Origin of the sequence: Brevibacillus antibioticus, assembly GCF_005217615.1 — a bacterium.
In the GTDB taxonomy this organism is placed as follows: Bacteria; Bacillota; Bacilli; order Brevibacillales; family Brevibacillaceae; genus Brevibacillus; species Brevibacillus antibioticus.
Genome location: NZ_SZNK01000001.1, coordinates 1,354,956 through 1,370,268, shown reverse-complemented (window position 1 = coordinate 1,370,268; position 15,313 = coordinate 1,354,956). Strand labels below are relative to the sequence as shown.

Genomic DNA, 15,313 nt, shown 5'->3' with positions numbered 1-15,313 from the left:
ACCAATCATTTGCTTGAGCTTTTGCTTTAAAACTTCTAATCTCCAAGCTTTTCTTCGTCAAAGAATGCTACATTTCGTTTATCTTCAGGTTGGATTTTTTTAAGAAGTTGCTTGTCAATATTCGTCTTTTTTTCTTCAGTAAAGGGAAGCTCATAAATCTCTACAGAATTTTTCTTTGTGATCATTTGATATGCTTTTCCATCTTTAGTTACGTATAAGTATTTAAACGGAATCGAAGTATAGTAAGTATCTTTTGTAGGAATTGCGAGAGCAGTTCCAATTTGCTCACCATCTTGATAGCGTCCAACCCTTGTTTCAACATACAGACCTTCTCCAATTAGTGCTTCCTTTTCAACAATAAGCTGCTCCCCTTCTTCTGTGCTTTTTAGCAGTGCTGTTTCAACAGGAACATAGTCATATGAAACTTCAATTTTCTGGTCTGCGGTAATTAATTCAACTGTGTTATCATCGATACTTTTCACTTCAAAAGTAGGCTCTTCTTTAAGAAGACTCTTTCCCTTATTAAGACTTAGCTCTGTATCATCATGCAAGCGAACAACAATCTCGTTGTTCTTATTGAAAAACAAACCACTGATTTCAAATCTTTTCTGATTTACAGGTACTTGATATTCATTCTCCAGCTCGCCGTTTTTGAATTGAAGAACATGCCCCAAGTCACTCAGAACGAAGATATTGCCATCTTCATTAATTTCAATATCAAAAAACTCTTTATCTTCTGGTAAGTCAATAGTTTGTTTGCTTTTTCCATTTTTATCATATACTTCAATCTGATACCCAATCGTATCTAAGATGAAAAATTCACCGCTACCCGAAACTGCAAAACTTTTTGGGCCTCTTAGTTCTATATCCTCTAATTCCTCTTCTGAGGAATAAGTAATTTCTCCACTCCCCTGCCCTACATCAACTTTTAGAACTATTTCTGCATGGTTATTAACTTTGTTTCCAACAGGAGCGGAGGTGCCACTGCTTGTCAATGATACACCTAAGACACTAGCTATAATGCCTTTGATATGTTTGTTACTAAACATTTTCTTCACTCCCGATATAAATATTGAATTTTCTTACTCTTACATCCGTTTAATCTCGTTCCTTCTGGCTTCTTTCACTTAAAGAATTGAAAAACGTGTAAAAGATGCTCATCAGAAAATAATGTATACAACCAATATTTGGTAACATGTTTTTCTTACAAGAATTTATCACATTCAAAATTACCTGTTCAAATCATTTCCAAATTTTCTCTTTAAAATTTGTATTATATTTGCAAATTTGTCACAAATACATTAGAAATTAATTATATTACAAATAAACACTATAAAAAGAGACCCATTTATGTTGGGTCAAATTAGATAATCGATGTTAGATCAAATTTAAATGAATCAATCAAGACGTTTCTGTCTACACAAGTAGACAACGTATTTTGGTCAAGACCCTATTTAGTAGACAATGAAAAAAATACCTAGGCTGCAAACTGGCGTCGGTACTGAACCGGCGTCAGTTTGTTTAATTTTTTTTGTGGTCGATTGTTATTGTAAAAATGGATGAATTCCTCGATTCGTCTTTGTACCTCATCCATAGTTCGTATATCATAAGGATAGAGGGCTTCTGTCTTGAGATGAGAAAAGAAGCTTTCCCTAGAGGCATTGTCGTAACAATTGCCTCGACGAGACATGCTGATTTGGGCGCCAACCTTTGGCAGCATGTCGTGATAAGTGTAGGACGTGTATTGGAATCCTTGGTCGCTGTGAACGATCAATCCAGTCACGTCCTTATGTTTTTCAAATGCTTTGAGAAAGGTTTGTAAAACAAGGTCATTATCATTTCGAAGACTCATGTGATATGCCACAATTTCATTATTAAACAGGTCTTTTATAGCTGAAAGGTACAACCATTTGTCACATACACGATACTGCGTCACATCTGTTACCCATTTCTGATTGGGTTGTTCTGCATGGAAATCACGTTGTAAAAGATTCTCAGCAACACGGCTGCTGACCGTCGATCCAACCATATGCCTTCTCTTCCGACGTGTCCGAGAACGAATCCCCATTTCATCAGCCACTTGCTGTTTCGTCATTCCCTGTAGCCTCATCTCAATAGCTTTCTTCTTCAACGCATAACTAAATGACTGGAATTTTTGCCACTTTTTAGCCACGAAAAAGCACCCCCTAAAATATTCATCGGTTTTAACACCAGGGTGTTTTTCCAATGTCTACTTTAAGGGGTGCACTACATTACCTAAGAGGTTTTTAACTGTTTCCTGTACTTTTATGCTTTGAACTTAGTTATAGATTGCTGCAATTCTTCCGCCATTCTGCTTACGACTTCAATAGCAGAAGCGATTTCTTCCATCGATGCATACTGTTCTTGCGCTGCGGCAGACACATTTTGCGTATGGGTCATAGATTGCTGTGAAGTATCTGCAAGCCCTCTTATCATTTTCACCACATGCTGCGAACTCGCCGTTACTTCTTCTACAATCGAAGACACTTCCTGTGATTGTACCGATACATGTTCCACCATCTTGGTAATATCATGAAACGCTTCACCTGCGTGCTGAACCATCTCAATCCCTTTATGAACAGCAGACGTTCCTTCTCCCATCGAACGCACTGCATGCCCTGCTTCTGCCTGAATTTCAGAAATCAACTGTCCGATTTCTTCAGATGCCTGTCCTGACTGCTCGGCCAGCTTTCGCACTTCATCTGCTACAACCGCAAACCCTTTTCCATGCTCGCCTGCTCTTGCTGCTTCGATCGCTGCATTTAAGGCAAGCAAGTTCGTTTGATTGGAGATTTCGGAAATCAGCGTAACAATCCGCCCAATTTCCTTCGACTTCTCACCAAGCGTATCGACAACTGACGCTGTCGTATTCACTTTTTGCTGGACAAGCTCAATCTGAGCTACTGTTTCTGTAACAACCCTGTTCCCAGTCGTCGCCTTATAATTTGTGGTTACTGTCAGATCGGCTACATCCTGCATAGAAGATGCGACTTGCTCCATTCCTTTGGAAATTTCTGCAACAGCTTGATTTACTTGATCTGCGCCAGACAACTGATACTCTGCACTTCCTGCCACTTCTTGAATGGATATTGAGATCTGACTTGCCGCGTGTTTCACCTGTTCACCCGTTGCCAATAGCTCCTCAGCGCTTGCGGATAATTCCATTGCATTTGTGTTTACCTGTTGGACGACACTACGTACACTTCTCATCATATTGTTAAATAATTGGGTTAACATCCCTATTTCATCTTTCGCTTGATACTCTACATGTACTGTTAAATCGCCCTGCTCCGCTTTTTCCATCAATTCTTTCATCATGTGAAGCGGACGTGTAATGGTGCGGCCAATGACTAAAGCAAAAATCGCACATAATACAATCGCAACCACTGTAAGAACAATCGACCAAGTAATCGCGGTCTTTGCATAAGCGGTATTTGTCATATTGAGTTCTTCCGCTCTTTCCTGATTGTAATCCGCCAGTTTGTCCAGCGCATCATTCAACTGGGTACGAATTTCTTTAACATTTTGTATATAATATTGATAAGCTTGATCATTTTTATTAGCCATCGCCAGATCAATTACTTTCTCAACATTTTCCCAGTATGTACTGCGCAGCTCTTTATATTGACCAAATATCTCGTTCTCCTGTTCATCCTTTTTCGTTTTTTCATAGCTTTTTATTAACTGTGAGGTAGCTTCCTTTTTCTCGCTCATAGTTTTCTTCATTTCTTCATTCTCTTTCGGATCTTTCGTTAGGATTAAGCCTAATGTATTTACCTCAACGATACGATTATTCAGTTGGATTTCAGAAAGCCATCTTACTGAAGTCATCCGATTTTCATACATTTCAGTTGAATTTTCCGCCATACTTTTGATGTATGTAACTCCCACGAACCCTACCATGGTTACAAATACAACTGCCATGATTATGAGCAGCATTATTTTTTTTCTTACTTTTATATCCCTTATCCACTGCATTCCATTTTAGCTCCTTTATGCACTAATTTCCTAGTTGTATATTTAAGAAGAACATTCCATCTTTGTCCATATTCGTTGGATTGGATTAAGTCCAATTATAACTAGCCCAACATAAAATAGTAAGCTAACCCAGAAGATATACGACCAACTCAATGAGTCAACAATTAAACAAGCCAATGCAGGCCCAATCGCAGGAGCTGTTGTACAACAAGCCCCTTTACCCCCATCACAGTTCCCCGTTTATGAATTGGGGAAATTAGCAAAAGTACATTCATCATTTCCAGGAATATAATTCCTTTTCCAAATGCTTGAATTATACGACCTATCAATAAGACTGGGAAACTCGGTGCCAAAGAAAGGGAGTATTTTATGGCTTCACCAATGTCTACATCAATTCAAGTACGAAATCCTAAAAGTATGGCTTTTGTACTTATGTTTGCGGCTTTTATAGGGTTATTTAGTGAGACAGCATTAAATATGGCACTTACAAACATAATGTCTGAGTTTAATGTTTCAGCGGCGGCAGCACAGTGGCTTACTACTGGCTATCTATTAACAATTGGTATCCTAGTACCTGATTCTCCCATCCGATGACAAAAAATGCTCTATTTGGCTACGATAGATGTTCTCAGAAAATGGACAGACCGTGTCCAAATTTGGGGACAAACTTGCGCAATTGTCGGTGTACTATCATGATCGTATCAAAGATTACATTAGTTAAAAAATCCTTCATTCCCTATAGAAAGCGTTCTTTTCTCCAGCTATCTTGTCAAAGAAATGCTACGCCTCGCTGACGCTCACCCTTGACAAAATTGCTTTCAAATAGCATTTTTCCATGTAGGGGAATAAAGGAATACTGTCACCTGGCTTCACAGGGTGCTTACACAAAACTTTTGACTGAACCGGCAGATCTTTATTCTAATGTCTCATCCCAGAAAGTTTCTTTTCCTGCTTCCTTCGTCAACAATACTTTTGCACTTCCAATTTCTGTTGAAGGAATCTTAAAGAGATTCTTATCGATTACTACAAGGTCTGCATCCTTCCCTTGTTCAATGGAACCAGTGATTTTATCTGAAAAGCTGGCATAGGCACCGTTAGTCGTGAAACTAGCAATCAAATCAGCAATCGATGCTCTTGCTTCAGATCCCAGCACTAACTTAGGATCGGTATTTCCGAACTCCTCTCTGATGACACCCTGGCGTGTTTACCATTCACTTCAGGAAAAATTGTATATAAAAAATGGGTAAAGAAATATGTTTATCATGAAGGAAAAAAAAAAGCTTTTTCATTCATGGTGGATGTTTCTATATTCGAATAAATCGTACAGCTTAAAGGCTAACATGAGATTAAATCGTTCTTCAGGGTCATCAAGATCGAGCTGTAATAAATCTGTTATTTTTTCCAATCTATATTTCAATGAACTTCGATGGATAAACAGATATTCAGCCGTTTCTTTTAATCTTCCGTTCATGGCTAAATACACTCGCAATGTATCAAACAGGTCTTTTCCTTTTTCGTTTCCGTAGGTTAATAAAGGATCCAGGTATTTCTTGATGAACAGTTTTACCGCAAAACTCTCTTTAAAATCAAATAAAATAGAAAGAGAACCAAGATCGTCAAAGTTTTGGATTCTTTTGTTGGAAATGCAATTTTTCACTATCTTCAGCGCTTGAATAGCCTGACGATAACAAACATGGAAGTCATCCATAGTCTTCGTACAAGAACTAATTCCTAAAAAAATTTCAATTCCTGGCATGATTGATGAAACGACATCCCTAATTTGTTGATAAATCAGTTCCCAATAGAGGTTGCTGTCTTTCTCTTTTTGATCTGGAACAATCAAAACATAACGTTCCTCTTTTTGTGTTGTGATAATATTTCGATCAAAAAGTTGTAATGTTGTTCTAATTCTTTCCCAAATCCAAGTCATTTTGAACTTTACTAATTGTAAATCCTCATCGCTCTGATTACATTCAATAGAAAATACACCAATTCTATTCGGTTGAAACAGATTGAGATTAAACAGATTGGCATGTTCGATCATTTTAACTTTATCTTCAATCTTTTCCAGGAAAAGTTGATGGATGAAACCGTCATTAACCTGCTCTTTTGCATCTGCCACAAGTTTTTGCTTTTTGATCTGAATTGCATATACATCCAAGGCGTAATTCAGTGTCATTCGTTTTTCCAGATCGAATTTCTGCTTACTTGCTTTCACTCCTACATATCCAAATAGCTCACTGCCACAATCTACCTTCCATATCCCGAGCTGATTGTCTTCCCCATATTGGAGCCACTGCTCTCGATCAGGTATATGCTCTATTTTCCATCTATTTGCATGCAACTGGCTTATTATTTGCTCAAGCTCCTCATTACGTTCTCCTATAAAAAAACTGGATAACGGATGCAGAAAGCGATCAAATAAAATAACCGTTTTTCCAATCAAATGCGAGAGCGTTTTGGTAATCTCAAAGTAACCATCACCTACCAGAGCCTGTGTCACTAATTCTTTATAGTGAATCATTCGTTTTTCCAAGCGATTTTTGTCTTCCAGTTCTGCCCTCAATTTCTGCTTTTCTTTCTCTTTGTTTCTTACTATTTCCATTACGATCGCAAAATCTTTGCCATATTCTCTAAATGACTTTTCCGCTTGGAGATTCAAGGGAGCCTCCTCCCGATACCCAACAAGACATACATCAAAACTGGTAGAATCGCTTTCTTTAATTGGGAAGGTAAACCAAGTAACAAAACCTTCATTCTCAAATTCTCTAAGCAAATCACAACTCTTCCATACCTCGATATCATCCATAGAACAATGGGGTTTAGATAAACAGCATTCCAAACAAGACGAACACGATAATGGAAACTTCTTCTCAAAACTCTGTGAGTCTCCTCTTCTTGTTCGAATACCCAAGACATCCTCTGATTTTTCAATAATTGCAACGTAGTCACAGGCAAACTCATCCCAAAATGACTCTAATAGAAACCTCAGTGCTTCATCAACGGTTTCTAGTTTGTGTAAGTGTCTCGCAGTATTACGCAAGTGTATATCAATATCGTCAATGCTATTCTGCCCCCAAATCGACTTCCATTTGTCCAATATATCCCTCTTCTCTTTTAGTAAGATAAAACCAGCTTCCCTGTCACAGAAGCTGGTTTCTTGCATTATAAGAGTTAATTTTTCGGAATTTTTAGCAATAAAGCAAAGAGCCATTTTTTACAATAATACTGTTCTTTGCTTTCGCTTAACATTTTCAGATTACACTTTTCATGTTTGGAGACTTAAATCGAAGCAGCTGCTACTTAAGGTCGAAACGATCTGCATTCATTACCTTCACCCATGCCGCTATGAAGTCCCTCACAAACTTTTCTTTGTTATCGTCTTGCGCATAAACTTCTGCAATAGCGCGCAGAACAGAGTTTGAACCGAACACGAGGTCAACAGCAGTCGCTGTACGTAAGACTTCACCGGTTTTACGATCACGGCCTTCAAATACTCCTCCGTCTACAAGCTTCCACTGTACGCCCATGTCTAGCACGTTAACAAAGAAGTCGTTCGTGAGTATACCTACGCGATCCGTGAAAACACCGTGTTGTGTGCCACCGTGGTTTGTACCGATAACACGCATACCGCCAACGAGTGCAGTCATTTCCGGAGCAGTCAGGTTTAATAGCTGTGCCTTGTCTATCAAGAGCTCTGCAGGACTTACACGATATTGCTTCTTCAGATAGTTCCGGAAACCATCAGCGATTGGCTCGAGTACGTCAAAGCTTTCTTCATCTGTCTGCTCTTGTGTTGCATCGCCTCGTCCTGGGGCAAAAGGAACCGTTACATCAAAGCCAGCATCTTGTGCAGCTTTTTCAACTGCGGCACTACCGCCGAGTACAATCAAATCAGCCATGCTGACTTTTTTACCAAAGTCCTCTTGAATGACTCCCAGGATCGTAAGCACTTTTTCTAGTTTTTTAGGTTCATTCACTTCCCACTCCTTTTGTGGAGCAAGACAGATACGAGCACCATTTGCGCCTCCTCGCATGTCAGAGCCACGGAAGGTACATGCGGAAGCCCAAGCCGTTGTTACCAGCTCGCTTACGGTAAGGCCCGAGTCTAAGATCCGCGTTTTTAGTTCTGCTACATCGGCATCTGTTAATGCATATTCAGCAGCGGGTACAGGATCTTGCCAGATGAAATCTTCTGCTGGAACTTCTGGGCCCAAATATCTTGAGCGAGGCCCCATGTCACGGTGTGTGAGTTTGAACCATGCACTTGCAAATGCATCTGCAAACTCCTCTGGATTCTCATAGAAACGACGAGAAATCTTTTCGTATGCTGGATCCATACGCAAGGCCATATCCGCAGTGGTCATCATCGTTGGAACGCGAACGGATGCATCTTCTGCATCTGGTGCAAGATGCTCATTAGCAGGATTTACAGCAGCCCATTGGTATGCACCTGCAGGGCTCTTGGTCAGCTCCCATTCATAGCCGAACAATAGTTCAAAGAAACCATTATCCCATTGTGTCGGATTCGCAGTCCAGGCACCTTCAATACCGCTGGAGATGGCGTCTCGACCTATACCGGAACCGTGTGTGCTCTGCCATCCTAAGCCCATTGCTTCCACAGGAGCAGCTTCCGGCTCTGGGCCAACAAGAGCTGCATCTCCAGCACCGTGAGCCTTCCCAAATGTATGGCCACCTGCCACGAGTGCAACGGTTTCTTCATCGTTCATTCCCATGCGTTTGAAGGTTTCGCGGATGTCACGAGCACTTGCAAGCGGATCTGGATTCCCGTTCGGACCTTCTGGGTTCACATAAATCAGACCCATTTGAACAGCAGCAAGCGGATTCTCGAGCTCACGATCTCCGGTGTAACGCTTATCGCCTAGCCAATCCTTTTCAGCACCCCAGTAAATATCTTCTTCTGGATGCCAAACGTCCGCGCGTCCGCCTCCAAAACCGATTGTCTTCCCGCCCATGGATTCAATAGCAGCATTACCTGCTAAAATAAGCAAATCGGCCCAAGAGATCTTGTTTCCATATTTTTGCTTGATCGGCCATAGCAGTCGACGAGCTTTATCAAGGTTGGCATTGTCTGGCCAGCTGTTAAGTGGCGCAAAACGCTGTGTGCCGGTTCCAGCACCACCACGGCCGTCTCCTGTACGATATGTACCAGCGGAGTGCCAAGTCATACGGATAAATAATGGCCCGTAATGTCCGTAGTCGGCAGGCCACCAATCTTGGCTGTTTGTCATAAGATCATAAAGATCCTGTTTTAGAGCCTGGTAGTCCAACTTTTTGAACTCTTCTGCATAATCGAAAGCTTCGCCCATCGGGTTCGATTTTCTGTCATGCTGATGCAGGATGTTCAAGTTCAACTGGTTGGGCCACCAGTGTTTATTCGACGTAGCACTAGGGTTGTGATTCGTAGTGCTACCGTGGGAAAACGGGCACTTTCCAGTGTTAGCGGTTGCCATAGAGTCCATTTGTACCTCTCCCATCATTTAAATTAAGTATTACATGATAATGCTTCTAATTAAGTTATATTGTAATTTACAAGAGAAATCAACATTTTTTTCTTCTTTCCTTGCATCTATATGCAACTTTCTTAAAGTTTTATGGACCAGAGTGGTTTTCATTGTATTACAATAATTCGTCTAGGAGCTGGCTCAACTCCACAACTTCTATATTGGAAAAACCTTTTACATACGCAAGTTCTATAAGCTGTCCCCGTAAATCTTCCATTTCTTTCTCTAAATCCTCCTGACTCTTATCCAGCAAGGTCATACATCTGGTTATAGGGGAAAGAGGTTTTCTATTTAATTGATCCATAGTAGAGAAGACGGCACGTTCCAAAGAATCCAATTTTTTCACAGCTACAGATTTTCATTCTTCCTTTATTTGTACGACGAGGACATTTTTTGCTATACTAGACCCTCCAAAAAACTTGGTATTGCAAAAATAAGAAAACATAAAAAAGCCAGTACCTCTTGAAGGTACTGACCTTTGTCTACTCTATTTAACCTCCTACTCCATGTGTGTACATCTGTACGGTGCTTTTTGTATTAACGAGTGAAGGAGTCTCAGCAAGCAAATTTTCAATTGTCTCGTTACCCGGCATATCTGCAAACGAAAAGTAAATGGGCTTTTCCGTATGCATCATTTTTTCTCTCAAATTGTCCGAAATTAAGATTCGTAACGTGAGTTCTGCCGAGTTACCGTTTTTTGTTATTTGAAGGACGGATGTTTTCAAATCCAATTGTAATAGCACGTGGTGGATTGCTATTTAGGAACTTACCCAAATGTCCAGGATTAACACCACTCAATTCACCGAGTTTACTAAGCGTATATCCGTTCTCTTTTATACTTCTATCAATTTCAGAGCGTATCGATTTTTGTGTTGTTAACACTCGATCATGAGTGCTTCTTCTAAAATCAACTTTTCATTTAGTCTTTGTTTTAAAGGTGTTTTTGCCATTCGGGCAAGTATGCGAACCGTCGTTAAACGGATACTGGCAGAATTCATTTAAGCACTGTGGACACCTTACTATCTTCATTGTCTACACAAAGTAGACAACGTATTTTGAGATAAACGCATCTGCAATCAAATATACTAGAGTAACATAGATAATAAATATGGAAATATCCAGTGCTTTATTTGTCTTCCTTCGATTATTTAACCCCAACCTTTTGACACCAAGATAAATGATATAGAGCGCCACAATGTAGTATATAAAATAGCTAAAATAAAAAGGCGCGGAATCTCCAAATGCATGTTCATCACCTAGCATATAAACAATTACTTTTCCGAAAAACAAGAAAGCCCCAGAGAACAAGTATATCATCAAGTATTCTATTATTTTCTTCATAGGATTTACCTCCTTGCTAATGCACACCGACAAACGAATCCTAACTGGGCATACTTTTTCCATTCCTCTTTTGGGCATAAACTCCTCAAAAATTGGCAGGTTTTCCGATGTTCCTGAGTATACTTTCTGTATGATGGTCAAGGCAGGTGAAACATGTGAAGCAAGCAGGTGCCATTCCCCAAACTGAGGTGCTCGAATCTTCAAGTAGCAATAACCGAATTCAAGTTGTATTCAACCGTCCAGTAAGTGTTAAGCAGCTAAATACTTTACCTGAAATAGTTCGTACCACGTCGAGTTCAAATTTAACAACTGTTTTTGAAGAATTAGAAAGCCTGATTGGTTTACATGAAGCCAAGAAAACGATTTATGAAATTTATGCGCTCATCAAAATGAATAAAGCAAGGGAACGACACGGGCTTAAAGTTGAGAAGCAAGTTTTCCATATGGTTTTTAAAGGAAATCCCGGTACTGGGAAAACAACAATCGCACGCCTTTTCGGAAAGATCTTTAAGGAAATGGGTGTTTTAACGAAGGGTCATCTAACTGAAGTCGAACGTGCCGATCTCGTTGGAGAATTTATTGGGCATACGGCACAAAAGACCCGTGATCTTGTTAAGAAAGCCATGGGAGGAATACTGTTTATCGATGAAGCCTACTCTTTAGCTCGTGGCGGTGAAAAAGACTTTGGAAAAGAGGCTGTAGATTGCCTTACAAAATGCCTTGAGGACTTTGGCAATGATTTCGTCTGTATCATTGCAGGGTACAATGATGAAATCGATACATTCCTTGAGTTAAATCCGGGACTGCCTTCACGTTTTCCCGTGCACATCAACTTTGCTGATTATGAGGTGGATGAGTTGATGGATATCGCAAATGTAATGGCAAAGCACAAGGAGTATAGAATCTCTGCTGAAGCAAGTGAAAAACTGAGGAGAAGACTGCTAACAGTAACGAGCGATCCGTTTCATGTAAATTTCAGCAATGCACGATATGTACGAAACAATATTGAAAAGGCAATACGTGTGCAAGCCGTTAGATTGCTCAAAATTCCTGACCCAACCCGTGATGATTTAATGAATTTGAAGTCTGAGGATTTTTCCATTTAAAAACAATAAAATCCCTCATACGAGGGATTTTACTATTTCATTCCGAGCCTGTCCACAGCGAAGCAGAGCAGCACGATTCCAAGCAATGATCCTGAGAGAAACGGAACGACTTGCTGCAAAGGATGGGTGAAGGGTGAAAGTCCTTTTACCACGAATGCGTGTAAAAAGACCATCACGATACCAAACAACCCCACTCCAAACCAGAACAACCATTTTTCCAAGACAGGTACTTGTCTCATGATGATCTGTCTGTTTTTCCGCGCTCTTCGCCCAATCACATACAAAATGGCCAAGCCGCCGAAAAGAGTACTACCGTGCTGCAACAGCTTGTAAACGGGCACTTGATAATGAGCGATCGAGATGGATTGTTGCAAGAACAAGAAGTGGTCAACCATACGACCACCGTCATGAGTGAAGGCGTCCCATGCAATATGACTCAAACTACCGATTATCGCGGAATATAGAAAAACAATTGCCGTTCGCCACGCTGGCATTCTGCTTCCATTGTTTGTGTAATCCAGCCCTCGTCCAATCCACTCTGGCAAACGTGCAAGCATCGGCTTTTTGACCACGTACTGGTACAAAAACGCTAATAGGATCGCGATGGGCAAATCAACCAGCCACAATCCGAGCATGGTGTGACTGTACACGCTGAATGGTTGCATCCGGAAGAAATACTCAAAATCGGGTGCCATACTGCCAAAAACGAGAGCAGAGAACGAAAACCACTTGCATTTGCGTAACGGTAAAACAATAGCCGGATGTGCAAAAGTAAAAGGCATGCACTTACTCCCTTTTCCTCATTAGAGTGGCAATAGATTGGCAACTACTTGCTTGCCGCTTACTTGAATCCCTTTATCCTGTTTTCCACAATGTGTCAGATCTTTGATGAGCTGCTCAATTAATCGCTTGGCCTCCTGACTTTCCTTTTTCTCCAATTTTACAGTCAACTGCACGGCATCCCCGGATGAAAGAATTCGTTCTGCCTGTCTTTTTTTCGTATCGTAATCATGGTCTTCGATGTAGGCACTTAGACGAATTTCTTTTACTTTTACGCCTTTTTCTGCTTTTCGGTTTTTGGCGTTATCCTTGATGACCTGTTCCTTATAATTCGTTTGATTTACTAACTGACAAGGCGGCGGACTCGAAGCCAAAGACAGACAGACTAAATCCACTCCCTGTTCTTTTGCCATTTGAAGCGCTTCTTTTGTGGAGATGATTCCAAGATCTTCTCCGTTTACTCCTGTTAATTGCACGACTGCCGCTTTTATTTTTTCATTCAGGATCATCTTACTCTCACCTAACCTGTTCTTTCGATTTTCAGGGACTTTATTACTTCTCCAAAGAATACAGTGTTTCCTTCCGAAGCACGCAAATGCAAATCATTTTCATGACGGGGACCAATCGTTTTTGTATAATAGGACAAGGCATAGACTTACGAACGTACGAAACAAAATATTCATTCGCAAACTAATTAATTGGGGGTACTTTGGTGGAGTTTAGTTATGCAACCGCATTAACCCATTCTGCGTCGCATGTAATGAAAATGCATCGGCAAAATGTAGAATTTCTGATTCAAAAATACGACGTCTATCCCGGTCAGCCCATTCTCTTGATGCGGTTGTTTGATAAAGATGGAATGATTCAAAGAGAATTGGCCCGAAAAATCGGGGTACAGCCCGCTACGCTTACGGTCATGATTAATCGGATGGCCAAATCGGGACTTGTCGAGCGCAAAGCAGATGAACGGGACCAGCGAATCTCCCGCGTTTATCTTACCGACAAAGGTCGGATGGCTACCAAGCATGTCAAAGAAGTATTGCGCGTCATTGAGGAACACTGCTTCATCGGATTCTCAGAGGAAGAAAAAGATGTTTTGCGGGGCTTACTCGATCGTATGCACAGCAACCTCCAAGCTTTTTACTTGCAAAATACGCAACCCACTTCAGAGTTGCATAAAGCTTCTTTTCTGGAAAAATAATGAGAAAGGTTTGACAACTTACCGTGAATGATGAAGCAAAAGAACTTGATCCCTCATCCCTAACTGGCACCAAATCACGACGGCTGTGGATGGCTGCGATTCTCGGATCGTTATCTGCCTTTGGTCCGCTGTCCTTAGATATGTATTTACCTGCCCTTCCTATGCTTGCTGATGATTTGCAAACGAGCACCTCCATGACCCAACTTAGTTTGACAGCATGCATGCTCGGCCTGTCCATCGGTCAATTGTTCGCGGGGCCGATCAGCGACGTACGCGGTCGAAGAATCCCTTTGATTATTGGTCTCATTTTGTATGCAGTCTCTTCCTTTTTGTGTGCCGTAGCTCCCTCTATTTATACGTTCGTCTTGCTTCGCTTCGTACAAGGCCTTGCTGGTTCTGCTGGGATTGTGATCGCTCGCGCTACGGTTCGCGATTTGTATGCGGGGACAGAATTGACGAAGTTTTTCGCTCTCTTGATGCTCATTAACGGGATCGCTCCGATTGCGGCACCTATCGTCGGGGGACAAATCATGGAGTTTACTACCTGGCACGGCGTGTTTGTCGTACTGGGTCTGATTGGGGCTATCATGTTCCTCGTCGTGGTGCTTGCTCTTCCAGAAACATTGCCACAAGAGCGCCGCTCCAAGGCGGGAATCGGCAATACACTAGCGACCTTTGGTACCTTGCTGAAGGATCGCGTTTTCATGGGTTACGCCATGGCGCAGGGACTGGTGACTGCTGCTATGTTTGCCTACATCGCCGGATCGCCCTTTGTCTTTCAAAAAATATTTGAAGTGTCTCCACAAACGTTTAGTCTGATTTTCGCGTTGAATGGTGTAGGCATTATTATTGCGAGTCAAATCACGGGGAAGCTTGCAGGTAAAGTGAAAGAAACTTCCTTGTTTATTGCTGGGATTACCATTGCGGGAGTCGGAGGAATCCTCCTTCTGGCAATGATTCTCCTACAAGCTGGTCTTATTGCTGTTCTCGTTCCCCTTTTCTTTGTCGTATCCAGTGTAGGGATTGTCGGCGCAACAGGCTTTTCCCTCGCCATGCAAAATCAAAGCAAGGCGGCCGGAAGCGCATCTGCTCTCCAGGGGCTACTTTCCTTCATTAGCGGCGGTATTGTCGCTCCACTTGTGGGAATCAGCGGCGAACATACCGCAGTACCAATGGGGATCATCATTGCGCTTTCTACAATCGGTGCCATTGTCTGCTACGTAGTCATGGTTCGGCGGAGTTCTTCAGCGTCCTGATCAATTCCTCACTTGCAAACATACGTTCCGTGCATTACAATCACATTATAGGCAAGAATAGTAAGTGGGTTCTACCAGTTGGTCATATGAAAACCAAGGGAGATG

The 15,313-nt window shown here is 41.4% G+C and carries 13 protein-coding genes and 2 pseudogenes; 5 read left to right on the top strand and 10 right to left on the bottom strand.

The genetic code is table 11. From position 1 onward, the window contains the following. Nucleotides 1-35: 35 nt before the first annotated feature. The 3 genes from E8L90_RS06540 to E8L90_RS06530 all read right to left on the bottom strand — a co-directional run bounded on the left by E8L90_RS06540 (nucleotide 36) and on the right by E8L90_RS06530 (nucleotide 3,999). Nucleotides 36-1,049, bottom strand: coding sequence for an NHL repeat-containing protein (locus tag E8L90_RS06540; protein ID WP_137028508.1), 1,014 nt, complete (start codon nucleotides 1,047-1,049; stop codon nucleotides 36-38). Between the two features lie 428 nt (nucleotides 1,050-1,477). Further along, the gene (locus tag E8L90_RS06535; RefSeq protein WP_244297167.1) at nucleotides 1,478-2,173 is read right to left on the bottom strand and encodes an IS3 family transposase; all 696 of its coding nucleotides are present in this window, start codon (nucleotides 2,171-2,173) and stop codon (nucleotides 1,478-1,480) included. 113 nt (nucleotides 2,174-2,286) lie between these two features. Further along, nucleotides 2,287-3,999: a methyl-accepting chemotaxis protein gene (locus tag E8L90_RS06530; protein WP_137028507.1), complete on the bottom strand. Its 1,713-nt coding sequence runs from the start codon at nucleotides 3,997-3,999 to the stop codon at nucleotides 2,287-2,289. Between the two features lie 369 nt (nucleotides 4,000-4,368). On the opposite strand from E8L90_RS06530, the pseudogene E8L90_RS06520 reads away from it, so the two are divergent. Together E8L90_RS06520 and E8L90_RS31320 are read left to right on the top strand one after the other, a co-directional pair. Next, a pseudogene (locus tag E8L90_RS06520) lies at nucleotides 4,369-4,581 on the top strand (MFS transporter); the annotation flags it as partial. 15 nt (nucleotides 4,582-4,596) lie between these two features. Then, nucleotides 4,597-4,720: pseudogene (locus E8L90_RS31320) on the top strand (IS256 family transposase); the annotation flags it as partial. A gap of 192 nt (nucleotides 4,721-4,912) precedes the next feature. Here E8L90_RS31320 and E8L90_RS06515 read toward each other — a convergent pair. The 5 genes from E8L90_RS06515 to E8L90_RS06490 form a co-directional block, all read right to left on the bottom strand. After that, nucleotides 4,913-5,152 carry an amidohydrolase family protein gene (locus tag E8L90_RS06515; RefSeq protein ID WP_244297166.1) on the bottom strand — a complete coding sequence of 80 codons (240 nt, stop codon included), beginning with the start codon at nucleotides 5,150-5,152 and terminating at the stop codon, nucleotides 4,913-4,915. Between the two features lie 132 nt (nucleotides 5,153-5,284). Beyond that, the gene (locus E8L90_RS06510; RefSeq protein ID WP_137033293.1) at nucleotides 5,285-7,099 is read right to left on the bottom strand and encodes a PucR family transcriptional regulator; all 1,815 of its coding nucleotides are present in this window, start codon (nucleotides 7,097-7,099) and stop codon (nucleotides 5,285-5,287) included. 199 nt (nucleotides 7,100-7,298) lie between these two features. Then, complete coding sequence (gene katG / locus E8L90_RS06505; RefSeq protein WP_137028506.1) at nucleotides 7,299-9,482, bottom strand: catalase/peroxidase HPI; 2,184 nt, start codon at nucleotides 9,480-9,482, stop codon at nucleotides 7,299-7,301. 157 nt (nucleotides 9,483-9,639) lie between these two features. After that, the gene (locus E8L90_RS30640) at nucleotides 9,640-9,870 is read right to left on the bottom strand and encodes an aspartyl-phosphate phosphatase Spo0E family protein (RefSeq protein WP_244297165.1); all 231 of its coding nucleotides are present in this window, start codon (nucleotides 9,868-9,870) and stop codon (nucleotides 9,640-9,642) included. 686 nt (nucleotides 9,871-10,556) lie between these two features. Beyond that, the gene (locus tag E8L90_RS06490; protein ID WP_137028505.1) at nucleotides 10,557-10,865 is read right to left on the bottom strand and encodes a hypothetical protein; all 309 of its coding nucleotides are present in this window, start codon (nucleotides 10,863-10,865) and stop codon (nucleotides 10,557-10,559) included. A 155-nt stretch (nucleotides 10,866-11,020) separates the two neighbouring features. Between E8L90_RS06490 and E8L90_RS06485 the strand changes: the two genes are divergently transcribed. Continuing rightward, nucleotides 11,021-11,971: an AAA family ATPase gene (locus E8L90_RS06485; RefSeq protein WP_137028504.1), complete on the top strand. Its 951-nt coding sequence runs from the start codon at nucleotides 11,021-11,023 to the stop codon at nucleotides 11,969-11,971. 32 nt (nucleotides 11,972-12,003) lie between these two features. Here the strand turns inward: E8L90_RS06485 and E8L90_RS06480 are convergent, their stop codons facing one another. Together E8L90_RS06480 and infC are read right to left on the bottom strand one after the other, a co-directional pair. Then, nucleotides 12,004-12,753: a DUF4184 family protein gene (locus tag E8L90_RS06480; protein ID WP_137028503.1), complete on the bottom strand. Its 750-nt coding sequence runs from the start codon at nucleotides 12,751-12,753 to the stop codon at nucleotides 12,004-12,006. Nucleotides 12,754-12,774: 21 nt separating this feature from the next. Beyond that, complete coding sequence (gene infC / locus E8L90_RS06475) at nucleotides 12,775-13,260, bottom strand: translation initiation factor IF-3 (RefSeq protein ID WP_137028502.1); 486 nt, start codon at nucleotides 13,258-13,260, stop codon at nucleotides 12,775-12,777. 200 nt (nucleotides 13,261-13,460) lie between these two features. On the opposite strand from infC, the gene E8L90_RS06470 reads away from it, so the two are divergent. Continuing rightward, nucleotides 13,461-13,952 (top strand): MarR family winged helix-turn-helix transcriptional regulator, encoded by a 492-nt coding sequence (locus E8L90_RS06470; protein WP_208759416.1) that lies wholly within the window; start codon nucleotides 13,461-13,463, stop codon nucleotides 13,950-13,952. Nucleotides 13,953-13,975: 23 nt separating this feature from the next. Beyond that, complete coding sequence (locus tag E8L90_RS06465; RefSeq protein WP_137028500.1) at nucleotides 13,976-15,208, top strand: multidrug effflux MFS transporter; 1,233 nt, start codon at nucleotides 13,976-13,978, stop codon at nucleotides 15,206-15,208. Nucleotides 15,209-15,313 lie beyond the last annotated feature (105 nt).

Bases quoted from the DNA above. Each gene is read 5' to 3' on its own strand.
- E8L90_RS06540 (WP_137028508.1), bottom strand. From the start codon at position 1,049: ATGTTTAGTAACAAACATATCAAAGGCATTATAGCTAGTGTCTTAGGT.
- E8L90_RS06530 (WP_137028507.1), bottom strand. From the start codon at position 3,999: ATGCAGTGGATAAGGGATATAAAAGTAAGAAAAAAAATAATGCTGCTC.
- katG (WP_137028506.1), bottom strand. From the start codon at position 9,482: ATGGACTCTATGGCAACCGCTAACACTGGAAAGTGCCCGTTTTCCCAC.
- E8L90_RS06490 (WP_137028505.1), bottom strand. From the start codon at position 10,865: ATGAAGAAAATAATAGAATACTTGATGATATACTTGTTCTCTGGGGCT.
- E8L90_RS06480 (WP_137028503.1), bottom strand. From the start codon at position 12,753: ATGCCTTTTACTTTTGCACATCCGGCTATTGTTTTACCGTTACGCAAA.
- infC (WP_137028502.1), bottom strand. From the start codon at position 13,260: ATGATCCTGAATGAAAAAATAAAAGCGGCAGTCGTGCAATTAACAGGA.